Source organism: Ramlibacter agri (assembly GCF_012927085.1).
In the GTDB taxonomy this organism is placed as follows: domain Bacteria; phylum Pseudomonadota; class Gammaproteobacteria; order Burkholderiales; family Burkholderiaceae_C; genus Ramlibacter; species Ramlibacter agri.
Map to the genome: position 1 here is coordinate 826,973 of NZ_JABBFX010000003.1, position 23,503 is coordinate 850,475.

Annotated in this window: 27 protein-coding genes and 1 tRNA gene; 20 read left to right on the forward strand and 8 right to left on the reverse strand. The window is 69.3% G+C overall.

The window, feature by feature from the left end; genetic code table 11:
• The 10 genes from HHL11_RS28450 to tatC are packed head-to-tail and all read left to right on the forward strand — an operon-like array spanning position 1 to position 6,560.
• On the forward strand, positions 1-1,116 hold the full coding sequence (locus HHL11_RS28450) for an ABC transporter permease (protein ID WP_169421976.1): 1,116 nt from the start codon (positions 1-3) through the stop codon (positions 1,114-1,116).
• Positions 1,117-1,131: 15 nt separating this feature from the next.
• Positions 1,132-2,604 (forward strand): efflux transporter outer membrane subunit, encoded by a 1,473-nt coding sequence (locus tag HHL11_RS28455; RefSeq protein ID WP_169421977.1) that lies wholly within the window; start codon positions 1,132-1,134, stop codon positions 2,602-2,604.
• A gap of 53 nt (positions 2,605-2,657) precedes the next feature.
• Positions 2,658-3,437 (forward strand): imidazole glycerol phosphate synthase subunit HisF, encoded by a 780-nt coding sequence (hisF, locus tag HHL11_RS28460; RefSeq protein WP_169421978.1) that lies wholly within the window; start codon positions 2,658-2,660, stop codon positions 3,435-3,437.
• Between the two features lie 33 nt (positions 3,438-3,470).
• On the forward strand, positions 3,471-3,860 hold the full coding sequence (gene hisI / locus HHL11_RS28465) for a phosphoribosyl-AMP cyclohydrolase (protein WP_169421979.1): 390 nt from the start codon (positions 3,471-3,473) through the stop codon (positions 3,858-3,860).
• Positions 3,861-3,865: 5 nt separating this feature from the next.
• Positions 3,866-4,234, forward strand: a complete 369-nt coding sequence (locus tag HHL11_RS28470) for a phosphoribosyl-ATP diphosphatase (protein WP_169421980.1) — start codon at positions 3,866-3,868, stop codon at positions 4,232-4,234.
• A 16-nt stretch (positions 4,235-4,250) separates the two neighbouring features.
• Entirely contained in the window at positions 4,251-4,598 is a 348-nt protein-coding gene (locus HHL11_RS28475; protein ID WP_169421981.1) for a DUF4870 family protein, read from the forward strand.
• Positions 4,595-4,954 (forward strand): histidine triad nucleotide-binding protein, encoded by a 360-nt coding sequence (locus HHL11_RS28480; RefSeq protein ID WP_169421982.1) that lies wholly within the window; start codon positions 4,595-4,597, stop codon positions 4,952-4,954. Before HHL11_RS28475 ends, HHL11_RS28480 begins: the two co-directional genes overlap by 4 nt.
• 46 nt (positions 4,955-5,000) lie before the next feature.
• Positions 5,001-5,249, forward strand: coding sequence for a Sec-independent protein translocase subunit TatA (gene tatA, locus HHL11_RS28485; RefSeq protein WP_169421983.1), 249 nt, complete (start codon positions 5,001-5,003; stop codon positions 5,247-5,249).
• A 14-nt stretch (positions 5,250-5,263) separates the two neighbouring features.
• Positions 5,264-5,722 carry a Sec-independent protein translocase protein TatB gene (tatB, locus tag HHL11_RS28490; RefSeq protein ID WP_169421984.1) on the forward strand — a complete coding sequence of 153 codons (459 nt, stop codon included), beginning with the start codon at positions 5,264-5,266 and terminating at the stop codon, positions 5,720-5,722.
• Positions 5,723-5,765: 43 nt separating this feature from the next.
• Entirely contained in the window at positions 5,766-6,560 is a 795-nt protein-coding gene (gene tatC, locus HHL11_RS28495; protein ID WP_169421985.1) for a twin-arginine translocase subunit TatC, read from the forward strand.
• A 3-nt stretch (positions 6,561-6,563) separates the two neighbouring features.
• Here the strand turns inward: tatC and HHL11_RS28500 are convergent, their stop codons facing one another.
• Both HHL11_RS28500 and HHL11_RS28505 read right to left on the reverse strand, forming a co-directional pair.
• Entirely contained in the window at positions 6,564-7,742 is a 1,179-nt protein-coding gene (locus tag HHL11_RS28500; RefSeq protein WP_169421986.1) for a trypsin-like peptidase domain-containing protein, read from the reverse strand.
• Between the two features lie 106 nt (positions 7,743-7,848).
• Positions 7,849-9,120, reverse strand: coding sequence for a diguanylate cyclase domain-containing protein (locus HHL11_RS28505; protein ID WP_169421987.1), 1,272 nt, complete (start codon positions 9,118-9,120; stop codon positions 7,849-7,851).
• 88 nt (positions 9,121-9,208) lie between these two features.
• Here HHL11_RS28505 and HHL11_RS28510 point away from each other — a divergent pair, with 88 nt between their 5' ends.
• Positions 9,209-9,967 (forward strand): Nif3-like dinuclear metal center hexameric protein, encoded by a 759-nt coding sequence (locus HHL11_RS28510; protein ID WP_169421988.1) that lies wholly within the window; start codon positions 9,209-9,211, stop codon positions 9,965-9,967.
• Entirely contained in the window at positions 9,964-10,983 is a 1,020-nt protein-coding gene (pdxA, locus tag HHL11_RS28515; protein ID WP_169421989.1) for a 4-hydroxythreonine-4-phosphate dehydrogenase PdxA, read from the forward strand. Before HHL11_RS28510 ends, pdxA begins: the two co-directional genes overlap by 4 nt.
• Here pdxA and mscL read toward each other — a convergent pair whose 3' ends face one another.
• Positions 10,984-11,424, reverse strand: a complete 441-nt coding sequence (gene mscL, locus HHL11_RS28520) for a large conductance mechanosensitive channel protein MscL (RefSeq protein ID WP_169422315.1) — start codon at positions 11,422-11,424, stop codon at positions 10,984-10,986.
• A 141-nt stretch (positions 11,425-11,565) separates the two neighbouring features.
• Between mscL and petA the strand changes: the two genes are divergently transcribed.
• The 6 genes from petA to HHL11_RS28550 all read left to right on the forward strand — a co-directional run bounded on the left by petA (position 11,566) and on the right by HHL11_RS28550 (position 15,846).
• Complete coding sequence (gene petA / locus HHL11_RS28525) at positions 11,566-12,162, forward strand: ubiquinol-cytochrome c reductase iron-sulfur subunit (protein WP_169421990.1); 597 nt, start codon at positions 11,566-11,568, stop codon at positions 12,160-12,162.
• A gap of 11 nt (positions 12,163-12,173) precedes the next feature.
• On the forward strand, positions 12,174-13,583 hold the full coding sequence (locus HHL11_RS28530) for a cytochrome b N-terminal domain-containing protein (RefSeq protein ID WP_169421991.1): 1,410 nt from the start codon (positions 12,174-12,176) through the stop codon (positions 13,581-13,583).
• Positions 13,584-13,603: 20 nt separating this feature from the next.
• Positions 13,604-14,362 (forward strand): cytochrome c1, encoded by a 759-nt coding sequence (locus HHL11_RS28535; RefSeq protein ID WP_169421992.1) that lies wholly within the window; start codon positions 13,604-13,606, stop codon positions 14,360-14,362.
• 98 nt (positions 14,363-14,460) lie between these two features.
• Positions 14,461-15,072 (forward strand): glutathione S-transferase N-terminal domain-containing protein, encoded by a 612-nt coding sequence (locus HHL11_RS28540; RefSeq protein WP_141509423.1) that lies wholly within the window; start codon positions 14,461-14,463, stop codon positions 15,070-15,072.
• A gap of 103 nt (positions 15,073-15,175) precedes the next feature.
• Positions 15,176-15,676 (forward strand): ClpXP protease specificity-enhancing factor, encoded by a 501-nt coding sequence (locus HHL11_RS28545; RefSeq protein WP_169421993.1) that lies wholly within the window; start codon positions 15,176-15,178, stop codon positions 15,674-15,676.
• Between the two features lie 94 nt (positions 15,677-15,770).
• Positions 15,771-15,846: transfer RNA gene (locus tag HHL11_RS28550), tRNA-Thr, on the forward strand.
• Here HHL11_RS28550 and HHL11_RS28555 read toward each other — a convergent pair.
• From HHL11_RS28555 to HHL11_RS28565, 3 genes are read right to left on the reverse strand one after another with little or no spacing between them, the layout of a single operon-like run.
• Positions 15,847-16,227, reverse strand: a complete 381-nt coding sequence (locus tag HHL11_RS28555) for a universal stress protein (protein WP_169421994.1) — start codon at positions 16,225-16,227, stop codon at positions 15,847-15,849.
• Positions 16,224-17,846: a Na/Pi cotransporter family protein gene (locus tag HHL11_RS28560; RefSeq protein WP_169421995.1), complete on the reverse strand. Its 1,623-nt coding sequence runs from the start codon at positions 17,844-17,846 to the stop codon at positions 16,224-16,226. Before HHL11_RS28560 ends, HHL11_RS28555 begins: the two co-directional genes overlap by 4 nt.
• A 28-nt stretch (positions 17,847-17,874) precedes the next feature.
• Positions 17,875-18,762, reverse strand: a complete 888-nt coding sequence (locus HHL11_RS28565) for a universal stress protein (protein ID WP_169421996.1) — start codon at positions 18,760-18,762, stop codon at positions 17,875-17,877.
• A gap of 118 nt (positions 18,763-18,880) precedes the next feature.
• Between HHL11_RS28565 and HHL11_RS28570 the strand changes: the two genes are divergently transcribed.
• Together HHL11_RS28570 and HHL11_RS28575 are read left to right on the forward strand one after the other, a co-directional pair.
• Positions 18,881-19,900 (forward strand): patatin-like phospholipase family protein, encoded by a 1,020-nt coding sequence (locus HHL11_RS28570; RefSeq protein ID WP_169421997.1) that lies wholly within the window; start codon positions 18,881-18,883, stop codon positions 19,898-19,900.
• A 6-nt stretch (positions 19,901-19,906) separates the two neighbouring features.
• Positions 19,907-21,358 carry a GntP family permease gene (locus tag HHL11_RS28575; protein ID WP_169421998.1) on the forward strand — a complete coding sequence of 484 codons (1,452 nt, stop codon included), beginning with the start codon at positions 19,907-19,909 and terminating at the stop codon, positions 21,356-21,358.
• Here the strand turns inward: HHL11_RS28575 and HHL11_RS28580 are convergent.
• Together HHL11_RS28580 and HHL11_RS28585 are read right to left on the reverse strand one after the other, a co-directional pair.
• Positions 21,355-22,242: a universal stress protein gene (locus HHL11_RS28580; protein ID WP_169421999.1), complete on the reverse strand. Its 888-nt coding sequence runs from the start codon at positions 22,240-22,242 to the stop codon at positions 21,355-21,357. The two genes, HHL11_RS28575 and HHL11_RS28580, sit on opposite strands and share 4 nt — an antisense overlap.
• A gap of 15 nt (positions 22,243-22,257) precedes the next feature.
• Complete coding sequence (locus HHL11_RS28585) at positions 22,258-23,493, reverse strand: arginine deiminase (RefSeq protein ID WP_169422000.1); 1,236 nt, start codon at positions 23,491-23,493, stop codon at positions 22,258-22,260.
• Between the last annotated feature and the right edge of the window lie 10 nt (positions 23,494-23,503).

Here is a 23,503-nt window from a genome sequence, read left to right on the forward strand (position 1 = left end):
ATGCAGGACTTCATCGCCGCCCTCGCGCAGATCGCCGCGCTGTGCCGCAAGGAACTACTGGCGCTGTTCAAGGAGCCGGCCAGCCGCGCGATCCTGATCGCGCCGGCGCTGGTGCAGTCGCTGCTGTTCGGCTACGGCGCGACCTTCGACCTCACGCACGTTCCCTATGCGGTCCTGGACCAGAGCCGCGGCGCGGCCGCGACCGAATTGCTGGCGCGCCTGGACGGCACCGGCGTGTTCCAGCGCGAAGCCACGCTGGCGACGCCGCGCCAGATCGCCGAAGCCATCGACGACGGGACCGTGCTGCTGGCGCTGAGCATTCCGGCCGATTTCGACGCCCGGCTGGCCTCCGGGCAGGCGGCGCCGCTGCAGGTGATCCTCGATGGCCGCAATTCGTCCACGGCGGGCCTGGCCGCCGCCTACGTCGGCTCCGTGGTCGGCTCCTTCAACCAGGCCCGCGGCGGCGCGGCGTCCGCCATCACGCTGGACACGCGCTCCTGGTTCAACCCCAACCTGGAGTCGCGCTGGAACCTGATGCCGGCCCTGATCGCGGCCCTGAGCATGCTGCAGACGCTGCTGGTCGCGGCGCTGTCGGTGGCGCGCGAACGCGAGCAGGGCACTTTCGACCAGCTGCTGGTGACGCCGCTCACGCCGATGCAGATCCTGGTGGGCAAGGCCTTGCCGGCGATCGCGGTGGGGCTGGTGCAGTCCACCATCATCTTCCTGATCATCCGGTTCTGGTTCCAGATCCCGCTGGTCGGCTCGCCCTGGCTGTTGTACCTGGGGCTCTTCACCTTCACCGGCGCCGCCGTGGGCATCGGCTTGTCCATCTCCGCGCTGTCGCTGAACATGCAGCAGGCGATGCTCTATGCCTTCCTGCTGATCATGCCGCTGATGCTGCTCTCGGGCCTGCTCACGCCGGTGCGCAACATGCCGCCGATCCTGCAGGTCGTGACCTATGCCAACCCGCTGCGCTTCGGCATGGACATCGTGCGGCGCGTGTACCTGGAAGGGGCGGGGCTGGCGGACATCGCCTTCGATTTCGTGCCCCTGCTGGGCGTGGCGGCGATCACGCTGCCGCTGGCCGCCTGGCTGTTCCGCAACCGTCTTGCCTGAGCCGGAGTCGCTGCCATGACCAAGCTGCTTCGCCCCTGCCTGCTGGCCCTTGCCGTCGCGGGCTGCACCACCGTCGGTCCCGATTTCGTCCCGCCGCCGGCGGCGGCGCCGGACGACTGGACGTCCTGGCGCAGCGCGGATCCGAGCCTGGCGGCGCCGGTGGGCCAGGCCCTGCCGGCGGACTGGTGGCGCGCCTTCGAGGACCCGGTGCTCGACCAGCTGGAGCAGCGCGCCTTCGCCGCCAACCCGGACCTGCGCACGGCCGCCCTGCATTTCGCCCAGGCCCGCGTGCAGCGCGGCGTGACCGAGGCCCAGTCCGGGCCGCAGGTGAACCTGAGCGCCGCGGTGTCGCGGCAGCGCCAGAGCGAGAACGCGGCCGGCTCGCGCCTGCTGCGGGCCATCGCCGGCGACAACGCGCAGCCGCTGATCGAGTTCATCAGCGAGCCCTTCACCCTGTACCAGGCCGGCTTCGACGCGTCCTGGGAGCCGGACCTGTGGGGCCGGGTGCGCCGTTCGCTGGAAGCGGCAGATGCCGACATCGAGCGCCAGGCCGCCCTGCTGGACCTGGCCCGGCTCTCCGTGGCCAGCGAGGTGGCGCAGAACTACTTCGAGCTGCGCACCACGCAGCGGCAGATCCGGCTGGCGCGCGCAGACGTCGCCGCCCTGCAGGAGCGCGTCGGCCTGCTGCAGGCGCGCGTGCGGGCCGGCGTGGTGGACCAGCTGGACCTGGAACGCCAGCGCGCCGAGCTGGAAGGCCTGCAGGCGCAGGTGCCGCCCCTGCTGGCGCAGGAAGGCGCCAGCGCCAATCGCATCGCCTTGCTGCTGGGAGAGCACCCGGGCGCCTTGCGCGCGGAGCTGCAGCCGCCGGCGCAGGACACGCGTGCCGCCTTGCCGGACCTGGGGGCAGGCCTGCCTGCGGAAGTCGCCCGCCGCCGGCCCGACATCCGGGCCGCCGAAGCGCGCCTGCACAACGCCACCGCGAGCATCGGCGTCGCCCAGGCCGACCTGTATCCCAGTATCCGCATCGGCGCCCATGCCGGCCTGGAGTCCTATCTGGGCGGCGCCTTCACGGACTGGGCCAGCCGCACCTGGTCGATCGCGCCCAGCCTGGACCTGCCGCTGTTCGACCGCGGCCGGCGCCGCGGCGTGGTGCAGCTGCGGGAGCTGCAGCAGCAGGAGGCAGCCATTGCCTGGCAGCGCACGGTGCTGCAGGCCTGGCAGGAGATCGACGACGCCCTGAGCGGCTATGCCGCAGAGCGCCAACAGGAGCAGGGACTGGCGGCGCGTGCGCGCAGCGCCCGGCAGGCCTGGGAGCTGGTGCAGGCGCGCTATGACGCCGGCGCGGTCGATTTCACGGCCGTCCTCGACGCCCAGCGCGGCTGGCTGCAGGCGCGGCGCGACCTGGTCGCCAGCCAGGGCCGCCTCGGGACGCGCTTCGTCGCCGTGAACAAGGCGGTCGGCAACGTGCCGCCGGCGTCGCGCGAGTGAGCGGGACGCCGGGTGCCGGACAGGGCGCCCCAGGCTTTCTTACAATCGAAGCCATGCTGGCCAAACGCATCATTCCCTGCCTGGACGTCACCGGCGGCCGGGTCGTCAAGGGCGTCAACTTCGTGGAGCTGCGCGATGCCGGCGACCCGGTGGAGATCGCCGCGCGCTACAACGAGCAGGGCGCCGACGAACTGACCTTCCTGGACATCACCGCCACCAGCGACGGGCGCGACCTGATCCTGCCGATCATCGAGGCCGTCGCCTCGCAAGTCTTCATCCCGCTGACGGTGGGCGGTGGCGTGCGCACGGTGGAAGACGTGCGGCGGCTGCTGAACGCTGGCGCCGACAAGACCAGCTTCAACTCCGCGGCCATCGCCAACCCGGACGTCATCGACGCTGCCTCCGCCAAGTACGGCGCCCAGTGCATCGTCGTGGCGATCGACGCCAAGCGGCGCAGCGCCGAGGACGCCGCCACCCGGGGCCCGGGCTGGGACGTCTACAGCCACGGCGGCCGCAAGAACACGGGCCTGGACGCGGTAGCCTGGGCCACCGAAATGGCGAAGCGCGGCGCCGGCGAGATCCTGCTCACCAGCATGGACCGCGACGGCACCAAGTCCGGCTTCGACCTCGAGCTGACCCGCGCGGTCAGCGACGCCGTGCCGGTGCCGGTGATCGCGTCGGGCGGCGTCGGCAACCTCGACCACCTGGCCGATGGCATCCAGAAGGGCGGCGCGGACGCCGTGCTGGCGGCCAGCATCTTCCACTACGGCGAATACACGGTCGGCCAGGCGAAGTCGCGGATGGCCGAGCGGGGGATTCCGGTCCGGCTCTGAGGGCCCGCCCCGGCGTTCGGGGACAATACGGCCATGGACTGGTTATCCGAAGTGAAATGGGACGAGCACGGCCTCGTCCCCGTCATCGCCCAGGAGGCGGCGACGGGCGACGTGCTGATGTTCGCGTGGATGAACCGCGAGGCGCTGCAGCGCACCGCGGAGACGGGCCGGGCCGTGTATTTCAGCCGCTCGCGCCGCAAGCTGTGGGCCAAGGGCGAGGAAAGCGGCCACGTGCAGCAGGTGCACGAAGTCCGCCTGGACTGTGACAACGACGTGGTGCTGCTGAAGGTGACGCAGCTCGGGCACGACCCGTCCATTGCCTGCCACACCGGCCGCCACAGCTGCTTCTTCCAGCTGTACAAGGATGGCGCCTGGCAATCCGTCGAGCCGGTCTTGAAAGACCCGGCAAGCATCTACAAGTGAGCGCCATGTCTTCTGTCGATTCCCTGGCCCGCCTGGCCGACGTCATCGAGAGCCGCAAGCCGGCGAACGGCGGCGACCCCGGGAAGAGCTACGTCGCACGCCTGCTGCACAAGGGCCCGGATGCCTTCCTCAAGAAGATCGGCGAGGAGGCGACCGAGGTCGTGATGGCGGCCAAGGACGCCGACCACGGCGGCGACGCCGGCAAGATCGTCAACGAAGTCGCCGACCTCTGGTTCCACAGCATGATCGCGCTGGCGCACTACGGCCTGAAGCCGGCCGACGTCATCGCCGAACTGGAGCGCCGCGAGGGCCTGAGCGGCCTCGAGGAAAAGGCGCTGCGCAAGGCCAGCGCGCGCGAGCGCGGCGCCGAGTAAACCGAAGGAGCGGACCATGGCGGACGGCTACACCGGCGTGAACACTTCCAGCGACCGCAGCGTCATGCACCTGCTGTACGGTTTGCACACGGTGGCGCCTTTCACCCTGTGGTCGCTGTCGGTTGTGGCGCTGATCGTCAACTACATCCGCCGCGCCGACGAGACGGATGCCTTCACCGTGGCCCACCACAGCTACATGATCCGCACCTTCTGGTGGGCGATCCTGTGGCTGGTGCTGACGGTGCCGCTGTGGTTCCTGTTCGTCGTCCCGGGCTACATCGCCTGGGTCATCATCGGCTGCTGGTACCTGTATCGCTGCATCCGGGGCTGGTTGCGCTTCAACGACAATCGTCTCCCACCATGAGCCACGATCCGAACTGCATCTTCTGCAAGATCGCCGAGGGGCAGATCCCCTCGAAGAAGGTCTACGAGGACGAGGACATCCTCGCCTTCCACGACATCCACCCCTGGGCGCCCGTGCATTTCCTGCTGGTGCCCAAAAAGCACATCGTCTCCATGGCCCACGTGACCGAGGCCGATGCCCCGCTGCTGGGGAAGATGATGGCCCTGGTGCCGAAACTGGCGGCCCAGGAAGGCTGCCGGCCCTACCCGGAAGGCGGCTTCCGCGTCGTCGCCAACACCGGCGCCGACGGCGGCCAGGAAGTGGCGCACCTACATTTTCACGTGATAGGCGGTCCGCGTCCGTGGCTCAAGGGTTGAACCAACTCAGCCCGACTAGAATCTACAGGTTGTGAAGGAGTAATCCATGGGTTCGTTTTCCATTTGGCACTGGATGATCGTTCTGCTGATCGTGGTGCTGGTTTTCGGCACCAAGAAGCTGAAGAACATCGGCCAGGACCTCGGCGGCGCCGTCAAGGGCTTCAAGGACGGCATGAAGGAAGGTGGCTCGGCCCCCGAGACGCCCGTGCCCCCGGCCAACCAGGTCACCGCTGCGCAGGGTCCGTCGGCCGCCGACAAGACCACGATCGACGTCGAAGCGCGCAACAAGTCCTGAGACCCGATTAGCTCGTGATCGATCTCGGCCTGTCCAAGATGGCGCTGATCGGCGCCGTGGCCCTCATCGTCATCGGGCCGGAAAAGCTGCCGCGCGTCGCCCGCACGGTGGGCACGCTGCTGGGCAAGGCGCAGCGCTACGTCAACGAAGTCAAGGCGGAAGTGAACCGCTCGATGGAGCTGGACGAGCTGCGCAAGATGAAGGAGACGGTGGAAAGCGCCGCCCGCGACGTCGAGTCGTCGGTGCAGACCGCCGCCACCGACTTCGAAAAGCAGTGGCAGGACGCCACCTCCACGGCCTCTTCCAGCCTGTCCGATACGCCCGCGTACCCCGAGTACAAGCATCCCAAGAAGAAGTGGCGCCTGAAGCAGGGCGCCGTGCCGAACTGGTACAAGGCCCGCAACGGCGTGCGGACCCGGGCGCTGTCCGGTTCCGCCCGTGTGGCAAAGTACCGGCCGCACAAGTTCAACTGATACAGGCCGCATTTCCGGCCGGCGGCGCCGGCGGCCCAGCCCTATGTCCACCACACCCCACGATCCGGAAGACGAGCTGGCCGGCACCGAACAGCCCTTCGTCGCGCACCTCGTCGAGCTGCGCGACCGGCTGATCAAGGCCCTCATCGCCGTCGCCATCGTGGCCGCCGTGCTGGCCTTCTGGCCGGGGCCGTCGCGCCTGTACGACTTCCTGGCCGCGCCATTGGTCGCCTACCTGCCCAAGGGCGCGACCCTGATCGCCACTTCGGTGATCTCGCCCTTCGTGGTGCCGCTGAAGATCCTGCTGATGGCGGCCTTCCTGATCGCCTTGCCGGTGGTGCTGTACCAGGTCTGGGCCTTCGTCGCGCCCGGCCTGTACTCGCACGAGAAGAAGATGGTGCTGCCGCTGGTGATCTCCAGCACGGTGCTGTTCTTCGCCGGGGTGGCGTTCTGCTACTTCTTCGTCTTCGGCCAGGTGTTCCGCTTCATCCAGAGCTTCGCGCCCAAGAGCATCACGGCGGCGCCGGACATCGAGGAGTACCTGAGCTTCGTGCTGGGCATGTTCCTCGCCTTCGGCCTCGCCTTCGAGGTGCCGGTGGCGGTGGTGCTGCTGGTGCGCATGGGCATCGTCACGGCGGCGCAGCTGCGCGCCTGGCGCGGCTACTTCTGGGTGCTGGCCGCCGTCGGCACGGCCATGGTCACGCCGCCGGACGCCGGCTCCATGATCATCCTGCTGTGCGTGGTCGGCGGCCTGTACGAGGTCGGCATCGTCGCGGCGCAGGCTTTCGTGAAGCACACGAAGGCGCCGGACGACGAGGCCGAAGCGGCCAAGTCCTGAGGCTCAGCGCGGCATCTGCTGCGGGCCCTGCGGCTGCTGCGGTTGGGGTTTCGGTTTCGGCCGCTTCCCCGGCGTCACCGTCACGTCCACGCTCTCCTCACGCCGCTGCAGCTTGAACGGGGTCGCGTTGCCCGGCTTCAGGGCCGCGACCGTGGACAGCAGTTCGGAGACATTGGCGACGTCTTTGCCGCCGACCGCCGTGACCACGTCGCCGGGCCGCACGCCGGCCTGGGCGGCCGGGCCGTTCTGCAGCACGCCGGTGATCAGCACGCCCTTCTTCGCCTTCACGCCGAAGGTTTCCATCAGCTCCGGCGACAGGTCGGCCGGCTCGACGCCGATCCAGCCGCGCGTGACCACGCCGTCCTTGACGATGCCTTCCAGCACCAGCTTGGCCGTCGACACCGGGATGGCGAAGCCGATGCCCATGCTGCCGCCCGAGCGCGAGTAGATGGCGGTGTTGATCCCCATCAGGTTGCCGTTCACGTCCACCAGGGCGCCGCCGGAGTTGCCCGGGTTGATCGCCGCGTCGGTCTGGATGAAGTTCTCGAAGGTGTTGATGCCCAGCTGGTTGCGCCCCAGCGCGCTGACGATGCCGCTGGTCACCGTCTGGCCGACGCCGAAGGGGTTGCCGATGGCCAGCACCTGGTCGCCGACCTGCAGCGCATCGGAGTTGCCCAGCGTGATCACCGGCAGCCGGTCGAGGTTGACCTTGAGGATCGCGAGGTCGGTCTCGGGGTCGGTGCCGATGATCCGGGCGCGCGCCTTGCGGCTGTCGTTGAGCGCCACCTCGATCTCGGTCGCGCCCTCCACCACGTGGTTGTTGGTAAGGATGATGCCTTCGGCGCTGATGATCACGCCGCTGCCCAGGCCGGTCTGCGGCACCGCGCCCTGGTCGCCGAAGAAGAAGCGGAACCAGGGATCGTTGGACGAGGGCCGGTCCGGCGCCTTGCTGGTGTTGATGCTCACCACGGCCTGCGACGCCTTCTGCGCTGCCTGCCGGAAGCTGCCCAGCGGGATGGCCGTCGGCGCCGAAGGCGGCGCTTCCACCAGCGCGACACCGGTACTGGCCGTGGCCACGGGCGGCCGCCGGCTCAGCCATTCCGGCTTCAGCGTGGCCACCACGAACCAGGCCGCAAGCAGGATGGTGACGACTTGGGAAAAGAGCAGCCAGAGGCGTCGCATCGGCAAGGAAGGGTTCGTGGCGGGGGAAAGCCCGAGTGTAGACCGCCCCCGCGGGCACAGGGGCGCAAGCTCAGCGCCAAGAAGGGCGAAGCAGGGCGAAGGCGCGCTAGGAGCCGAGCGAAGCCAGGGCCTGCGGACGCGAGCGCGCCCAGCCGCGGCGCGGCGCCAGGGTCGCGCACTCCACGGCCACGACGCTCTCGGTGGCCGGGTCCAGCATCGCCGCGCGCGAGCGCATGCCGCGCGCCGCCGTCGCCAGCGCCTGCGCGGCATGCAGCACGTCCTCGGCCTCCAGCGGCCCCGGCGGCAGGTGGACGACGCCGACCCCGATGTCGGCCCAGACGCGCATCGGCACGCCGCCCAGCCCGGTCACCTCGATCGGGTGCCGCAAGCTGGTGGCGACGCGCAGGCCCACGGTGCGCAGCCAGGGCATTGAGGGAATGGTCTCGACCAGCGCCACGAAGCAGCGGTCCCAGTAGCGGCCCACCGGGTTCACCACGCCCAGCTGGCGCTGGATGCGGGCGGCCAGCGTGACCCACATCTCGTTGACGCCGGCGGCACCCACGTGCGTGGCGATCCGCTCGACGTCGAACACCATCACCGCCAGCAGGGCGCCGTCGCGCCCGGTGCGCTGGCGCCGCTGCAGGGCCTGCACCAGGCGCAGCACCAGCGAGCGGCCGTTCTCCAGCCGCGTGACCGGGTCCAGCGCCGCGACCCGCGCGCTTTGCTGGCGCGCCTGCCAGGCGTGGCGGTCGCGCCGCCACAGCACCACGCCGGTGAGCGCGTTGCTCAGGGCCACGCAGGCGGCCAGCGCCGCCTGCAGGCCCAGGCGGGCCGGCAGCAGGTGCATGGCCAGTGCGTAGAGGCCGGCGATGGCGGGCAGCGTGAGCAGGCAGCCGAGCGCCATGGCCAGCGCCATGTGGTCGCCCATGCGCCAGCCACGCAGGGTCAGCCACAGGGTGAGCCCGCTCCCGAGCAGCGAGATGGCGGCCGCGGCCGGCAGCTGCTGCGCGCGCGGCACCAGCAGCAGGACGGCCACGCCGGCCAGCGGCAGCGCCAGGGCGGAGACGCGCAGGCCCAGCGCCATCAGCCGGTCGCGTTGCGCCGCGCGCAGCCAGCCGTGGATCCAGAAGTTGGACAGGCCCACGCACAGCGGCCCGGCCAGCACCTGCAGTGCGTGCAACCGCGCCGGGCTGACGGGATGCGCCTGTGGCAGTACGCCACTGAGCACCAGCACCAGCAGGAACACGCTGGAGTGGTAGCTGAGGGCCCGCAGCCGCGACAGGCTGGGCCGCGCCGCGACGTCTGCCAGCCGCGCGCCGGCGACCGCGGCGATGGTTCCCAAGGCCATGCTCCACACCACCAGTGCCAGCGCGTCCATGTGCTCACCCTCCGCGGTCCTGCAGTCTAGGCGGCGGGCGGGCGCGCCGCCCGTAGGAGAATGAGGCCTGATCCTGTGACGAGATGCCATGACCCATCGGCAAGACCTGCTGCAAGCCTTCGATGAATTGCTGGAGCCGCACCGCTTCAAGGACTACGGCCCCAACGGCCTGCAGGTGGAGGGCCGCGACGAGGTGCGGCGCATCGTCTCGGGCGTCACCGCCAGCCGTGCCCTGATCGAGCGCGCTGTCGACGCCAGGGCCGATGCGATCTTCGTGCACCACGGCCTGTTCTGGCGCGGCCAGGACGGCCGCGTCACCGGCTGGATGAAGCAGCGCCTGGCGCTGCTGCTCGCGCACGACATCAGCCTGTTCGCCTACCACCTGCCTCTGGACGCGCATCCTGCGCTGGGCAACAACGCGCAGCTCGGGGACCGGCTGGGGCTGCTGGCGAGCTCCCGCTTCGGCGACCAGGACCTGGGCTTCCTCGGCGCCCGCAGTGATGGCGGCCGCTTCGACGATGCGAGCGCGCTGGCGGATCACGTGCAGCAGGCCCTGGGCCGCAGCGTCACCTGCGTCGAAGGCGCGGCCGGCACCATCACGCGCATCGCCTGGTGCACCGGCGGCGCCCAGTCGTATTTCGAGGCGGCGATCGCCGCCGGCGCGCAGGCCTTTGTCACCGGCGAGATCTCCGAGCCGCAGGCGCACTACGCGCGCGAATGCGGCGTGGCCTTCATCGCCTGCGGCCACCACGCCAGCGAGCGTTATGGCGCGCCCGCGGTCGCGGGCCATGTCGCGCAGCAGCTCGGGATCGAGCACGAATTCATCGAAGTTCCGAACCCCGCATGAAACCGCAACCCCTTGCCATCACCATGGGCGACCCGGCCGGCATCGGCCCGGAAATCGTTGCCAAGGCTTTTTGCGAAGCGCCGGAGCTGGCGCGCGGCTGCTTCGTGGCCGGCGACCTGGCCTGCATGCGGCGCGGCGCGGGCTGGGCCGCGGGGCTGGGCATCGCGTTGCCGGTCGCCGTGATCGCCGATGCGCAGGAGGCCTTGCAGGTGCCGCCCAATTGCATCCCGCTGCTGCAGGTGGGTGAGCCGGGCGAGCCGCCCGCCATCGGCCAGGTCAGCCCGCAGGCCGGTCGCCGGGCTGCGGACGCGGTGCTGTGGGCCACGCGCGCCGCGCTGCGTGGCGAGGTCGCCGCCGTCGTCACCGCGCCCTTGAACAAGGAGGCGCTCTCCGCCGCCGGCCTGCCTTATCCCGGCCACACCGAGCTGCTGCAGGCCGAGGCCGCCGCCCACGCGGGTGTGCCGCTGGCGCAGATGCCGGTGCGCATGATGCTGGCCAACGACGAACTGCGCACGGTGCTCGTGAGCATCCACGTGTCCCTGCGCGAAGCGCTCGATGCGGTGACCTTCGATCGGGTGCTGCAGACGCTGCGCATCACCGATGCTTCGCTGCGGGCCGTGCTGGCGCGCCGGCCGCGCATCGCGGTCGCCGGCCTGAATCCGCATGCGGGCGAGGGCGGCCTGTTCGGCCGCGAGGAGATCGAAGTGATCGCGCCCGCGATCGCGCAGGCGCGCGGCGAGGGGGCGGACGTGCAGGGCCCGTTCGCGCCGGACACCGTGTTCATGCGCGCGCGCCGTGGCGAATTCGACGCAGTGGTGGCCATGTACCACGACCAGGGCTTGATCCCGGTCAAATATCTGGGCGTCGAGAAGGGCGTGAACGTGACCCTGGGCCTGCCGCTGGTGCGCACGAGCCCGGACCACGGCACGGCCTTCGACATCGCGGGGACGGGCCAGGCGGATGCCTCGAGCCTGCTCGAGGCGATCCGCATGGCGCGGTCGCTCGCCGGGGCCTGATCAGGCCTTCTTCAGTTCGTCGCGGATCTCGCGCAGCAGCAGGATGTCTTCCGGCGGCGGCGCCGGTTCGGCCGCCGGCGCCGGCGTGGGCTCCTGCTGGTGCAGGCGCCGCAGCCGGTTGATCTGCTGCACCAGCAGGAAGATCACGAAGGCGAGGATCAGGAAATTCACGGCCACCGTGACGAACTGGCCCCACGCCAGCACCGGCACGCCGGCCTTGCGCAGCGCGTCCAGCGTCATCGGCGTGCCGGGCGGCGCTTCGTGCAGCGCGATGAAGTGGCTGGAGAAGTCCAGCCGGCCGATGATCGCGCCGATCGTGGGCATGACGATGTCGTTCACCAGCGAGTCGACGATCTTGCCGAAGGCACCGCCGATGATGACGCCGACAGCGAGGTCGACGACGTTGCCCTTGATGGCGAACTCGCGGAATTCGTTGAGCATCTTCTTCATGGGGCTGTCCGTCAGGTTGTTGTTGGGAGGAGAACGCAAGTATGCGGTACACCCGCACCCGTTGAAGTCGCTGGAAACGACCCGCTACAATCGCCGGTTGACCCTCAACAAACCAAGAGCATCGAGGTCTGAATGAGCAATTCCACGGTGGACGCCAGCAAACGGACGTGGTTGATCGCGTCAAGTTGTGCTGGTGCAGTGGGCGCGGGTTTCGTCGCCGTCCCCTTCGTCAGCAGCTTCCAGCCTTCCGAGCGCGCCAAGGCCGCCGGCGCCCCGGTGGAAGCGGATATCTCGGCGCTCGAGCCGGGGCAGAAAATGACCGTGGAATGGCGCGGCAAGCCGGTGTGGATCCTGAAGCGGACCCCCGAGATGATCGCCTCGCTGAAGCACACCGACGGCGAGGTCGCCGACCCGAACTCCAAGCGCACCGCCTACCCGATCCCGGAGTACGCGAAGAACGAGACGCGCTCCATCAAGCCCGAAGTGCTGGTGGTGGTGGGCATCTGCACGCACCTGGGTTGCTCCCCCGGCGACAAGTTCACCCCCGGCCCGCAGCCTTCGCTGCCGGACGACTGGCAAGGCGGCTTCCTGTGCCCCTGCCACGGTTCCACCTTCGACCTGGCCGGCCGCGTGTTCAAGAACAAGCCCGCGCCGGACAACCTGGAAGTGCCGCCGCACATGTACCTGTCGGACACGCGCCTCCTGATCGGCGATGACAAGAAGGCCTGAGGAGGACGTGCGTGGCTGAATTCAAGGAAATCTCCCCGAATGCCAGCGCCGGCGCCAAGCTGGATAACTGGCTGCACAACCGGTTCCCGTTCGCGTACCAGTTCTATTCGGACCACATGTCCGACTACTACGCGCCGAAGAACTTCAACTTCTGGTACTTCTTCGGCTCGCTGGCGCTGCTGGTGCTGGTGATCCAGATCGTCACCGGCATCTTCCTGGTGATGCACTACAAGCCGGACGCGCAGCTCGCCTTCGCCTCCGTCGAATACATCATGCGGGACGTGCCCTGGGGCTGGCTGATCCGCTACATGCACTCCACCGGCGCCTCGGCCTTCTTCATCGTGGTCTACCTCCACATGTTCAAGGGCCTGATCTACGGTGGCTATCGCAAGCCGCGCGAGCTGGTGTGGATCTTCGGCTGCTGCATCTTCCTGATGCTGATGGCCGAGGCCTTCTTCGGCTACCTGCTGCCCTGGGGCCAGATGTCCTACTGGGGCGCCCAGGTGATCGTGAACCTGTTCTCCGCCATCCCCTTCATCGGCCCGGACCTGGCGCTGATGATCCGCGGCGACTACGTGGTGTCCGACGCCACCCTGAACCGCTTCTTCAGCTTCCACGTGATCGCGATCCCGCTGGTGTTGATCGGCCTCATCGCCGCGCACATCCTGGCGCTGCACGACGTCGGCTCCAACAACCCGGACGGCGTGGACATCAAGGGCCCGGACGCGCCCAAGGACGCCCGCGGCAAGCCCCTGGACGGCATCCCCTTCCATCCCTTCTACACGGTGCACGACATGGTCGGCGTCGCCGTGTTCCTGATGGTGTTCAGCGCGATCATCTTCTTCGCGCCTGAAATGGGCGGGTACTTCCTGGAGTACAACAACTTCATCCCGGCCGACTCGCTGAAGACGCCGCTGCACATCGCGCCGGTCTGGTACTTCACGCCGTTCTACTCGATGCTGCGCGCCACCACCGACGTGATGGTCGACGTGTTCTGCATCATCGCGGCGCTGGCCGCGCTGGTGAACGCGTGGAAGGGCAAGTCCGCGGCGCTCAAGGTCGCGGGCGTCGTCGCCGCGGTCGTGGCCATCGCCCTGCTCAAGACCTTCGACGCCAAGTTCTGGGGCGTGGTGGTGATGGGCGGCTCCGTCCTGATCTTCTTCTTCCTGCCCTGGCTGGACAAGAGCCCCGTGCGCTCCATCCGCTACCGTCCGGGCTGGCACAAATACGTCTACGGCGTGTTCGTGGTGTTCTTCTTCGTGCTCGGCTACCTCGGCATCCAGCCGCCGTCGGCCGGCGGCACCATCGTCGCCCAGATCGGCACCGTCTACTACTTCGGCTTCTTCCTGCTGATGCCGTTCTGGAGCCGCCTCGGCGAATTCAAGCCCGTCCCGGACCGCATCCGGTTCGTGGCGCACTGAAGACGGAGCGACGACAAGCAATGAAGAAACTGATCCTCCTCGCGCTGCTCGCCCTGGGCCTGGGCGGCCCGGCCCTGGCCGAAGAAGGCGGTGCCGTCCACTGGGACAAGGCTCCCAGCCGCACCAACGACCTGCCGGCCCTGCAGAACGGCGCCAAGCTGTTCGTCAACTACTGCCTCAGCTGCCACTCGGCCGCCTACATGCGCTTCAACCGCCTGCAGGACATCGGCATCAGCGAGCAGCAGATCAAGGACAACCTGCTGTTCACCACCGACAAGGTGGGCGAGACCATGAAGGCGGCGATCGACCCCAAGGACGCCAAGGACTGGTTCGGCGCCAACCCGCCCGACCTGACCCTGATCGCCCGCTCGCGCGCCGGCCATGGCGGCAGCGGGGCCGACTACCTGTACACCTACATGCGCACGTTCTACCGGGACCCCGAGCGGCCCACCGGCTGGAACAACCTGGTGTTCCCCAACGTCGGCATGCCGCACGTGCTGTGGGAACTGCAGGGCGTGCGCGAACCGGTGTTCGAGACCGTCAAGGAGCACGGCTACGAGCTGAAGGTCCTCAAGGGCTGGAACCAGGTGAGCCCGGGCACCATGACGCCCCTGCAGTACGACCAGGCGATCGGCGACCTCGTCGGCTACCTGCAGTGGATGGGCGAGCCCGCCCAGAACCACCGCGTCCGCGTCGGCGCCTGGGTGCTGATCTTCCTGGCATTCCTGACGGTCATTGTGTGGCGCCTGAACGCGGCTTTCTGGAAAGACGTAAAGTAACGGGTTAATCGCGGCCTGGTGCGCCCAGGCCGCGCCGGCTACAGATCCAGAGTGGGTGCCACGCACCCACTCTTTTTGGTTTTTAAAGGACTTCCACCATGATGGTGCTCTACTCGGGAACCACCTGCCCGTTCTCCCACCGCTGCCGCTTCGTCCTGTTCGAGAAGGGCATGGACTTCGAGATCCGCGACGTCGACCTGTACAACAAGCCGGAAGACATCAACGTGATGAACCCGTACGGCCAGGTGCCCATCCTGGTCGAGCGCGACCTCATCCTGTACGAGTCGAACATCATCAACGAGTACATCGACGAGCGCTTCCCGCACCCGCAGCTGATGCCCGGCGACCCGGTCGACCGCGCCCGCGTGCGCCTGTTCCTGCTGAACTTCGAGAAGGAACTGTTCGTCCACGTGTCGACGCTCGAGTCGCGCGCCGCCAAGAGCAACGAAAAGGCGCTGGAAAAGGCCCGCGCCCACATCCGCGACCGCCTGACGCAGCTGGCCCCGGTGTTCCTGAAGAACAAGTACATGCTGGGCGAGAACTTCTCCATGCTGGACGTCGCCATCGCCCCGCTGCTGTGGCGCCTGGACTACTACGGCATCGAGCTGTCCAAGAACGCCGCTCCCCTGCTGAAGTACGCCGAACGCATCTTCTCGCGCCCCGCCTACATCGAAGCACTGACGCCGTCCGAAAAGGTGATGCGGAAATAATGGCCCCCACGCTTGCCGCCCTCGGCTCCGGCGCTGCCCCCGAGGGGGCCGTCGCCGACTTGGGGCGGCCCGGCGTCGGCGAAGCTGTATGCTTGCGCTGTAGATGAACGCGCTCGAATCGACTTCCACCCGCCCGTACCTGATCCGGGCGCTTTACGAATGGTGCACGGACAACGGCTTCACGCCGTATGTCGCAGTGCTGGTGGACGAATCCGTGCAGGTGCCGCGCGAGTACGTGAAGAACGGCGAGATCGTGCTGAACATCAGCTACGACGCGACCAGTTCGCTGAAGCTCGGCAACGACTTCATCGAGTTCAAGGCGCGCTTCGCCGGTAGCGCCCGCGAGATCATGGTTCCGGTGAACCGCGTGATCGCCATCTACGCCCGCGAGAACGGCCAGGGCATGGCCTTCCCGGTGCCGGTGCCCTCCACCGGCGAGCCGGAAAGCCGGCCTTCGCCGCTGTCCAGCGTGCCCGCCGCCCCGGCCGAAAGCCCGGAGAACCGCGTGGTGCAACTGGTCACGCCCGAAGCAGGCACTCCCCCGGATTCCGAACCGCCGAAGCCGCCGAGCGGCCCGCGGCCGGCGCTGAAGCGGGTCAAATAGCCGTCATTGCGGCCCTGAGCCGCAATCCATCGTCGCGCGGCGCCACGCCGCCACGGATGCCGGGCCAAGCCCGGCATGACAAAATGTTTTCCTTGCCGGTTTAGCTCAGTTGGTAGAGCAACCGCCTTGTAAGCGGTAGGTCGTCCGTTCGATTCGGACAACCGGCACCATCACTTCACCAGCAGCACCGGCACCGTCGACGTGCTGACGATGGCCTGCGCGACGCTGCCCATGAAAACGCTCTTGAGCGCCCCGAGGCCACGCGTGCCCATGACGATGATCTCGGCCTTCTCCTTCTTCGCCAGCTTGACGATCTCGATGGCGGGATCGCCGGCCAGCGCCACGCCGCGGCGCGCGATCTTCTCCCGCTTCAGCTGGCGCTCCACCGGGTCCAGCACCGCGCGCGCCTCTTCCTCGTAGTCGGGTCCCTTGGGCTGCACGTTCGCGGCGACGATCTCCACGCCGCGCCCGTGCACCCATTCCTGCTTCACGAGGAAGGCTACGGCCTTCTTGCAGTACTTGCTGCCGTCGGTGGCCAGGACGATCTTCAAGCGGCTTCTCCGGTGGCGGCTTGGGGATCGGCGAGCTGGGCCGCGCATTTCCGCGCGCGGCGCGCCAGCAGTTCGAGGCGCCGGATGCCTTCGACGCGCGCGATCGCCTCGTCCGGCTTCAGCTGGCCGTTGGCGGCGGATGCCAGCGTTGCCCGGCGGTGGCCCCGCTCCATGTCGCGCAGCGATCGCCAGCAATCATCGAGCCGCGCCAGCGCCGTCCTGGCGGCGTTGCCGTCCGTGGACTCGCCGGGCAGGACGCCGACTTCGTGGCCCACCGTGGCCGCGTGGCGCATCGCCTCCTGGCACAAGGCCGCAGCACGCGCTTCGTCGGAGCCGGCGGGCAGCGCCGTGGCTTCGCCCTTTTCGCCGGCCGCCTCGATCAGGCGGGAGGCTTCGTCCAGCGCCAGCAGCGTGCGCGTGAGCCGGTCCTGTTCCTCTTCCGATTCCGGCGGGCCGCTGGCTTCGGAGACGAACTCGCGCGCCTGCTGCAAGGCGTCCGCCGCGGCCGCGGACCCGGTGCTTTCCTTGCCCGCGGCAATCGAAGTGCAGACCGCCTCGAGCGCGCGCGCGACGGTCCGCCGCACGGCCTCCTCGGTCGCGATCGGCGTGAGCAGCGCTGCCGGGTCCAGGCAACGCGTCAGGTGCGAGCGCTTCTCCGGCAGCAGGCGTTCGACCAGGCGCGTGAAGCGGTCGATCAGCGGCAGCAGCACCGCGACGCCGACCACGTTGTAGGCCGTGTGATAGGCGGCCAGCAGGGTCACGCCGTCGACGGTCTGCGAAGCGCGCGCCAGCAGCGGATAGGTGAAGGGAAACAGCAGCAGCGCGATGGCCGCCGCGATCAGCTTGAACAGGATGTAGGCCAGCGCCAGGCGCTTGGCGGTGCTGCTCGCGCCGATGGCCGCCAGCGCGGAGCTGGTGGCCGTGCCGATGTTCTGCCCGATGATCAGCGCACAGGCCTGGTCCAGGCCCACGGCGCCCGCGAAATGCGCAGAGAGGGTGACGGCGATGGCCGCGGTCGAGGACTGCATCACCGCCGTCATCGCCAGGCCCAGCGCAACGAGCGACAGCACGCCCCACAGGCTGGCCCACCAGGCCGCGCCCGCGTCGTACACGGCCGGGAAGTCGGACGGCTGCAGGCTTTCGGCGAGGCTGCCCATGCCTTGCTGCAGCGTGGTCAGCCCGTACAGCACGAGCGCGAAGCCAGCGAGCGCTGCGCCGGCAGCGGACACGCGCCCGCGTCCCAGCAGCTTGACGAGCGCGCCGCCGAAGATCATCGGCAACGCAGCTGCGGTGAGCGAGACGCGCACGCCGATCAAGGCGATCAGCCAGCCGGTCCCCGTCGTGCCGACGTTCGCACCGAACACCAGCGCCAGCCCCTGGCGAAACGTCAGCAGGCCGGCGCTGACGAGGCCGATGGTCGTCATGGTCGTCGCGCTCGACGACTGCACGATCAGGGTGACGAAGGCGCCCCAGAAGGCGCCCGACAAGGGCGTGGCGGCCGCCTTGCGCAGGGTCGTGCGCAGCCCCGAGCCGGCCAGGTCCTTCAGGCCCTCGGTCATGATGCTCATGCCGAGGAGGAACAGGCCGACGCCGCCGAGAACGGTGATGGTCGTTTGCATGCGGTGCCGGCGTCGCTGCCCCGGGGCCTCAAGGCAGCACGAGGACGTCGGCTTCGGCGTCGGCGAGCAGCCGGCGCGTGACGCTGCCCAGCAGCATGTCCTCCACGCGGTTCTGCCCTTGCCGGCCGGCCACGACCAGGTCGCAGTCCATCTCGTCTTCCTGCTCGAGGATGCGCTGCGCGGCGGAACCATGCACCAGCACGGTCGCGGTCGCGGCGGGTGGCAGTCCCGCGCTCACGGCCAGGCTGGCCATCCGGTCCTCCGCTTCTGCGCGCGCCCGCCGCCGGTATTCCCCGATGTATTGCGGTTCGACACCGGCCATCCACAGCTTGCCTTCGAAGGGCGCTTCGTAGGCATGCATCAGGACGAACAGCGCACCGGGCGCCACCATGCGCGCCAGGTGCAGCGAAGGCAGCGATGCGGCGGAGAAGTCCACCGGAACCAGCACGCGGCGGTAGTCGGTGACCGGCATGCGCTTGACCACCAGCTGCGGGCGGTCGATGCGGCTGACCAGGCGCGCGGCCGTCGAACCCAGCACCATGCGCCGCAGCGTGCTGCTGCCGCGCGCGCCCAGCACCAGCAGGTCGGCATCGACCTGCGCGGCCGTCTCTTCGATGCCGGCCAGCAGCGCCTTGTCGACCACGTGCGTGGCGACGCCGACGCCATAGCGGCCGCGCACCATGCCCGCAAGTGCGGTCAGGGGCAACTCGGTCTCCTGCCGCACGCGCTCGACCAGGTCCGCCGGCACGTCGCCCAGCAGGCGCTGCAGCTCGTCCAGGCGCGACAGTGCATCGGTCACGTGCACCACGTCGAGCCGCGCGCCGGCAGCGCGTGCCACCAGCGCCGCGCGCTCGACCGCATGCCGCGCGGGAGCGGAAAGGTCGGTCGCAGCCAGCAGCCGCTTCAGTGGAGTCATTGCAGCTCCTCCCTGGGTGAAGGCCTAGTCTCGGCCGTCCACCCGCGGGTGTCAAAGCCCCAAAACCCCGGGGACTTGGGTTGCTATGAACCGGAGCGTGCCGTTAGATTGCAGCCGCATGAAACGCGATCCGGTTTCGGTCGACCTCGGGCTGCAGGGTGGTGGCGCGCACGGCGCCTTCACCTGGGGCGTGCTGGACCGCCTGCTCGAGGAGTCCTGGCTCACCTTCGACGGCGTGTCCGGCACCTCGGCCGGTGCGATGAACGCGGTCGTCATGGCCGATGGACTCGCCGCTGGCGGGCCGCCGCAGGCGCGCGCGGCGCTGGAGCAGTTCTGGAAGCGCACCTCCGATGCGGCGCTGCTGAGCCCGCTGCGCCGCGGGCCGCTCGAACTGCTCACCGGCCGCTGGACGCTCGACTACTCGCCGATCTTCAACGCGCTCGACATGGCGGCGCGCGTGTTCTCGCCCTACGACGTGAACCCGCTGGGGGCCAACCCGCTGCGTGGCATCCTGGCCGACAGCGTCGATTTCGAGCGGCTGGTGCGCGCGCCGCTGAAGATCTTCGTCACCGCGACCAACGTGCGCACGGGCCGCGGCCGCGTGTTCCGCAACGCCGACATCACGCCCGACGTGCTGCTGGCCTCGGCCTGCCTGCCCACGCTGTTCCAGGCCGTGGAAATCGACGGCGATCCGTACTGGGACGGCGGCTATTCCGGCAACCCCACGATGACGCCGCTGATCCGCGAGTGTTCGTCCTCGGACACGATCCTGGTGCAGATCAACCCGATCGAGCGGCCCGGCGCGCCGCGCAGCGCACGCGAGATCCACAACCGCCTCAACGAGGTCACTTTCAACGCCGTGCTGATGAAGGAACTGCGCGCTGCGGCGCTGCTGCGCAAGGCGGCCGACCCGGGCTCGGGCGAGGGCCGGCTGTGGGCAAACATGCGCGTGCACCGCATCGCCAGCGATGCGATGAACGATCTCGGCTACTCGTCGAAGCTGCTCGCCGAGTGGCCGTTCTTCCAGAAGCTGCGCGACGAGGGCCGCAAGGCGGCGGAAGACTTCGTCGCTGCGCACGGCAAGGACCTCGGCCGGCGCTCGACGCTGGACCTCGACCAGTTCCTGGACGGCATCTGAAGCGGCATGGGACTCGTCGGCATCCTGCTCGCACTGGCCGTCCTCGTCTGGCTTTCGTTCCGGGGCTGGAGCGTGCTCGTGCTGGCGCCGTTTGCCGCGCTGCTGGCCGCGCTTCTGTCCGGCGAGCCGCTGCTCGCCCACTGGACGCAGACCTTCATGGGCGCCGCCGCGGGCTTCCTCGCGCAGTTCTTCCCGCTGTTCCTGCTGGGCGCCCTGTTCGGCAAGCTGATGGAGGACTCGGGTTCGGTGACGGCCATCGCGGACTTCATGACCGAGAAGCTCGGGCCGCGGCGCGCGGTGCTGGCGGTGGTGCTGGCCGGCGCGCTGGTCACGTACGGCGGCGTCAGCCTGTTCGTCGCCTTCTTCGTGATCGGGCCGATGGCGCAGGCGCTGTTCCGCGCGGCCGACGTCCCGGGCCGCCTGATGCCGGGCGCGATCATCCTCGGCACCTCCACCTTCACGATGTCCGCCTTGCCCGGCACGCCCTCGATCCAGAACGCGATCCCGATGCCCTTCTTCGGCACGACGCCGTTTGCGGCGCCGGGGCTGGGCATCGTCGCGGCGGCGATCATGCTCGGCTTCGGCCTGTGGTGGCTCGCGCGTGCCGAAGCCGCGGCACGCCGCAAGGGCGAGGGCTTCGGCGAGCCGACGGTCGCGGCCGATGCGGCGGCGGAAGACCCGCTGGTGCGTGAACGCGCGACGACCGCGGCCGCTTTCGACCCGCGCGAGATGCGCAGCGGCCGGCGCGGCACCGGCCGGCCCCGCATCGTGTCGGCAACGCTGCCGCTGGCCGCCGTGGTGCTGGTGAACCTGACGATGTCGCTGGTGGTCCTGCCGCGGCTGGACACGGCTTTCCTGGCGACCGATGCATGGGGCGGCATCGCGTTGTCGCAGGTGAGCGGCGTGTGGTCGGTCATCGTTGCGCTCACCGCGGCCATTCTGCTCCTCGTGGCGCTCCATTGGCGCCGCCTGCCGAACCTGCGTGAGTCGGTCGACGCCGGCGCGAACGCCTCGGCGCTGCCGGTGCTGAGCGTCTCCAGCCTGGTCGGCTTCGGTGCCGTCGTCGCGGCGCTGCCGGCCTTCACGCTGGTGCGCGACTGGGTGCTGTCCATCGAGGGCGGCCCGCTGGTTTCGCTGGCGGTGGCGATCAACGTGCTGGCAGCGCTGACCGGCTCGGCCTCGGGCGGCATGACGATCGCGCTCGGTGCGCTGGGCGACACCTACATGCAGCTGGCCGCGCAACTCGGCATCGACCCCGGGCTGATGCACCGCGTCGCGGTGATCGGCGCCGGCACGCTCGACACCTTGCCGCACAACGGCGCCGTGGTCACGCTGCTGGCGGTGTGCGGGGCCACGCACCGCAAGAGCTACTTCGACATCTTCATGGCCGGCGTCGTGGGGCCGGTGCTGGCACTGGTCGCGGTGATCGCGCTCGGTTCGGCCTTCGGTTCCTTCTAGGGCAGCACGAGGACGTCACCGTCGGACTCCGCCAGCACCCGGCGGCTGACGCTGCCCAGGAGCATGTCGCCCAGGCGGGTCTGGCCCTGCCGGCCCATCACGACGAGGTCGCAGTCGTCTTCGTCTTCCTGCTGCAGGATGCGATGCGGCGCGGCGCCGTGCGCGAACACGGATGTGGCGGCGTCGGGCGGCAGGCCGGCGTCCGCGATCAAGGCACCCATCCGGGCCTGCGATTCCTCCCAGGCACGCTGGCGGTATTCCTCGATGTACTGAGGGTCGACCCCGGCGTAATACAGCTGGCCCTCGAAGGGCGCTTCGTAGACGTGCAGCAGCACCAGCTTCGCCGCTGGCGCCACCGCGCGGGCCAGCTGCACGGAGGGCAGCGAGGCGGCGGAGAAATCCACCGGCACCAGCACGCGCTGGTAGTCGGCGGCGGGCATGCGCTTGACCACCAGCAGCGGCCGGGTGGAGCGGCTGATCAGCCGCGCCGCCGTCGAACCCAGCACGACGTGGCGCAACGTGCTGCTGCCCCGCGCGCCGAAGACCAGCAGGTCGGCGCCGGTCGCCGCCGCCGTGTCCTCGATGCCGGCCAGCAGCCCGCCCTCGACGACGTGCGTGGTCGCCGTGATGCCGTGCCGGTCCCGCAAGGAGCCCGCAAGCGCTTCGACCAGCATCTGCGTCTGTTCACGCACCCGCTGCTCGACGTCCGCCGGCAGGCTGGCCACCAGCCGGCGCAGTTCGTCGACGCCGGAGAAGGCCGCCGCCACGTGCACCAGGTCGAGCCGGGCGCCGACGGCACGCGCCACCAGCGCCGCGCGTTCCACTGCATGCCGGGCCGGGGCGGAAAGGTCCGTCGCGGCCAGCAGCCGCCGCAAAGCCGTCATCGACTTCTCCTGCCTTCAGTAGTCGACGGCGTCGCGCGTGATCGGGCAGGTCATGCAATGGCCGCCGCCGCGCCCGCGCCCGAGCTCCGCGCCGACGATGGTGATCACCTCGATGCCTTCCTTGCGCAGCAAGGTGTTGGTGTAGGTGTTGCGGTCGTAGGCATAGACCACGCCGGGCGAGGCGCACACCAGGTTGGCGCCGCTGTCCCATTGCGTGCGTTCGCGCTGGTAGTCGCTGCCGCCGGCTTCCACCACGCGCAGCTTCTTGAGCCCCAGAGCCTCCGCCACCACGTCGACGAAGGCCTTCTTTTCGACCTGCAGCTCCACGCCGCTCGGGTGGTCGCTCGGGCGGTAGGAGAAGGTGCGCGTCTTTTCCAGGAAGTCGGGCGCGATCAGCACGCAGTCGCGGTCGGCGAAGGTGAACACGGTGTCCAGGTGCATCGCCGCACGGATCTTCGGCATGGCCGCCACGATCACGCGTTCAGCCGCGCCCTGCTTGAACAGGGTTGCCGCCAGCTGGCTGATGGCCTGGCGCGAGGTGCGTTCGCTCATGCCGATCAGCACGTTCTTGCGGCCGATCGGCATGACGTCGCCGCCTTCCAGCGTGGCCAGCCCGTGGTCCTGCAACGGGTCGCCCCACCAGACGTTCACCTTGTTGGCGAAGTCCGGATGGAAACGATAGATCGCCGTGGTGAGGACCGTTTCCTCGTGTCGCGCCGGCCAGTACAGCGGGTTGAGCGTCACGCCGCCGTAGATCCAGCAGGTGGTGTCGCGCGTGTAGAGCGTATTGGGCAGCGGCGGCAGCAGGTACTCGGTGGAGCCCGCCGCTTCGCGCACCGCTTTCAGCGCGGGGCCGCCATGCGCTTCCGGGAAGTCGTAGATCGACATGCCGCCGATCAGCGTCTCGGCCAGCTTGCGGTTGTCCAGGCCTTCGAGGTAGGCGCGCAGCTCCTCGATGAAGCCCAGGCCGACCTGGTTGGGCACCATGTGCTGGTCGAGGATCCAGCGCTTGCCCTCCGGCACGGCCACCGTCTCCGCCAGCAGGTTGTGCATTTCCAGCACCTCGATGCCGCGGTCGCGCATCTTGGACACGAAGTCGAAGTGGTCCCGCCTGGCGTTCTCGACCCACAGCACGTCGTCGAACAGCAGCTGGTCGCAGTTGCTCGGCGTGAGGCGCGAATGGGCCAGGCCCGGCGCGCACACCATCACCTGCCGCAGCTGGCCCACTTCCGAATGAACACCAAACGTCATGGCTTGCTCC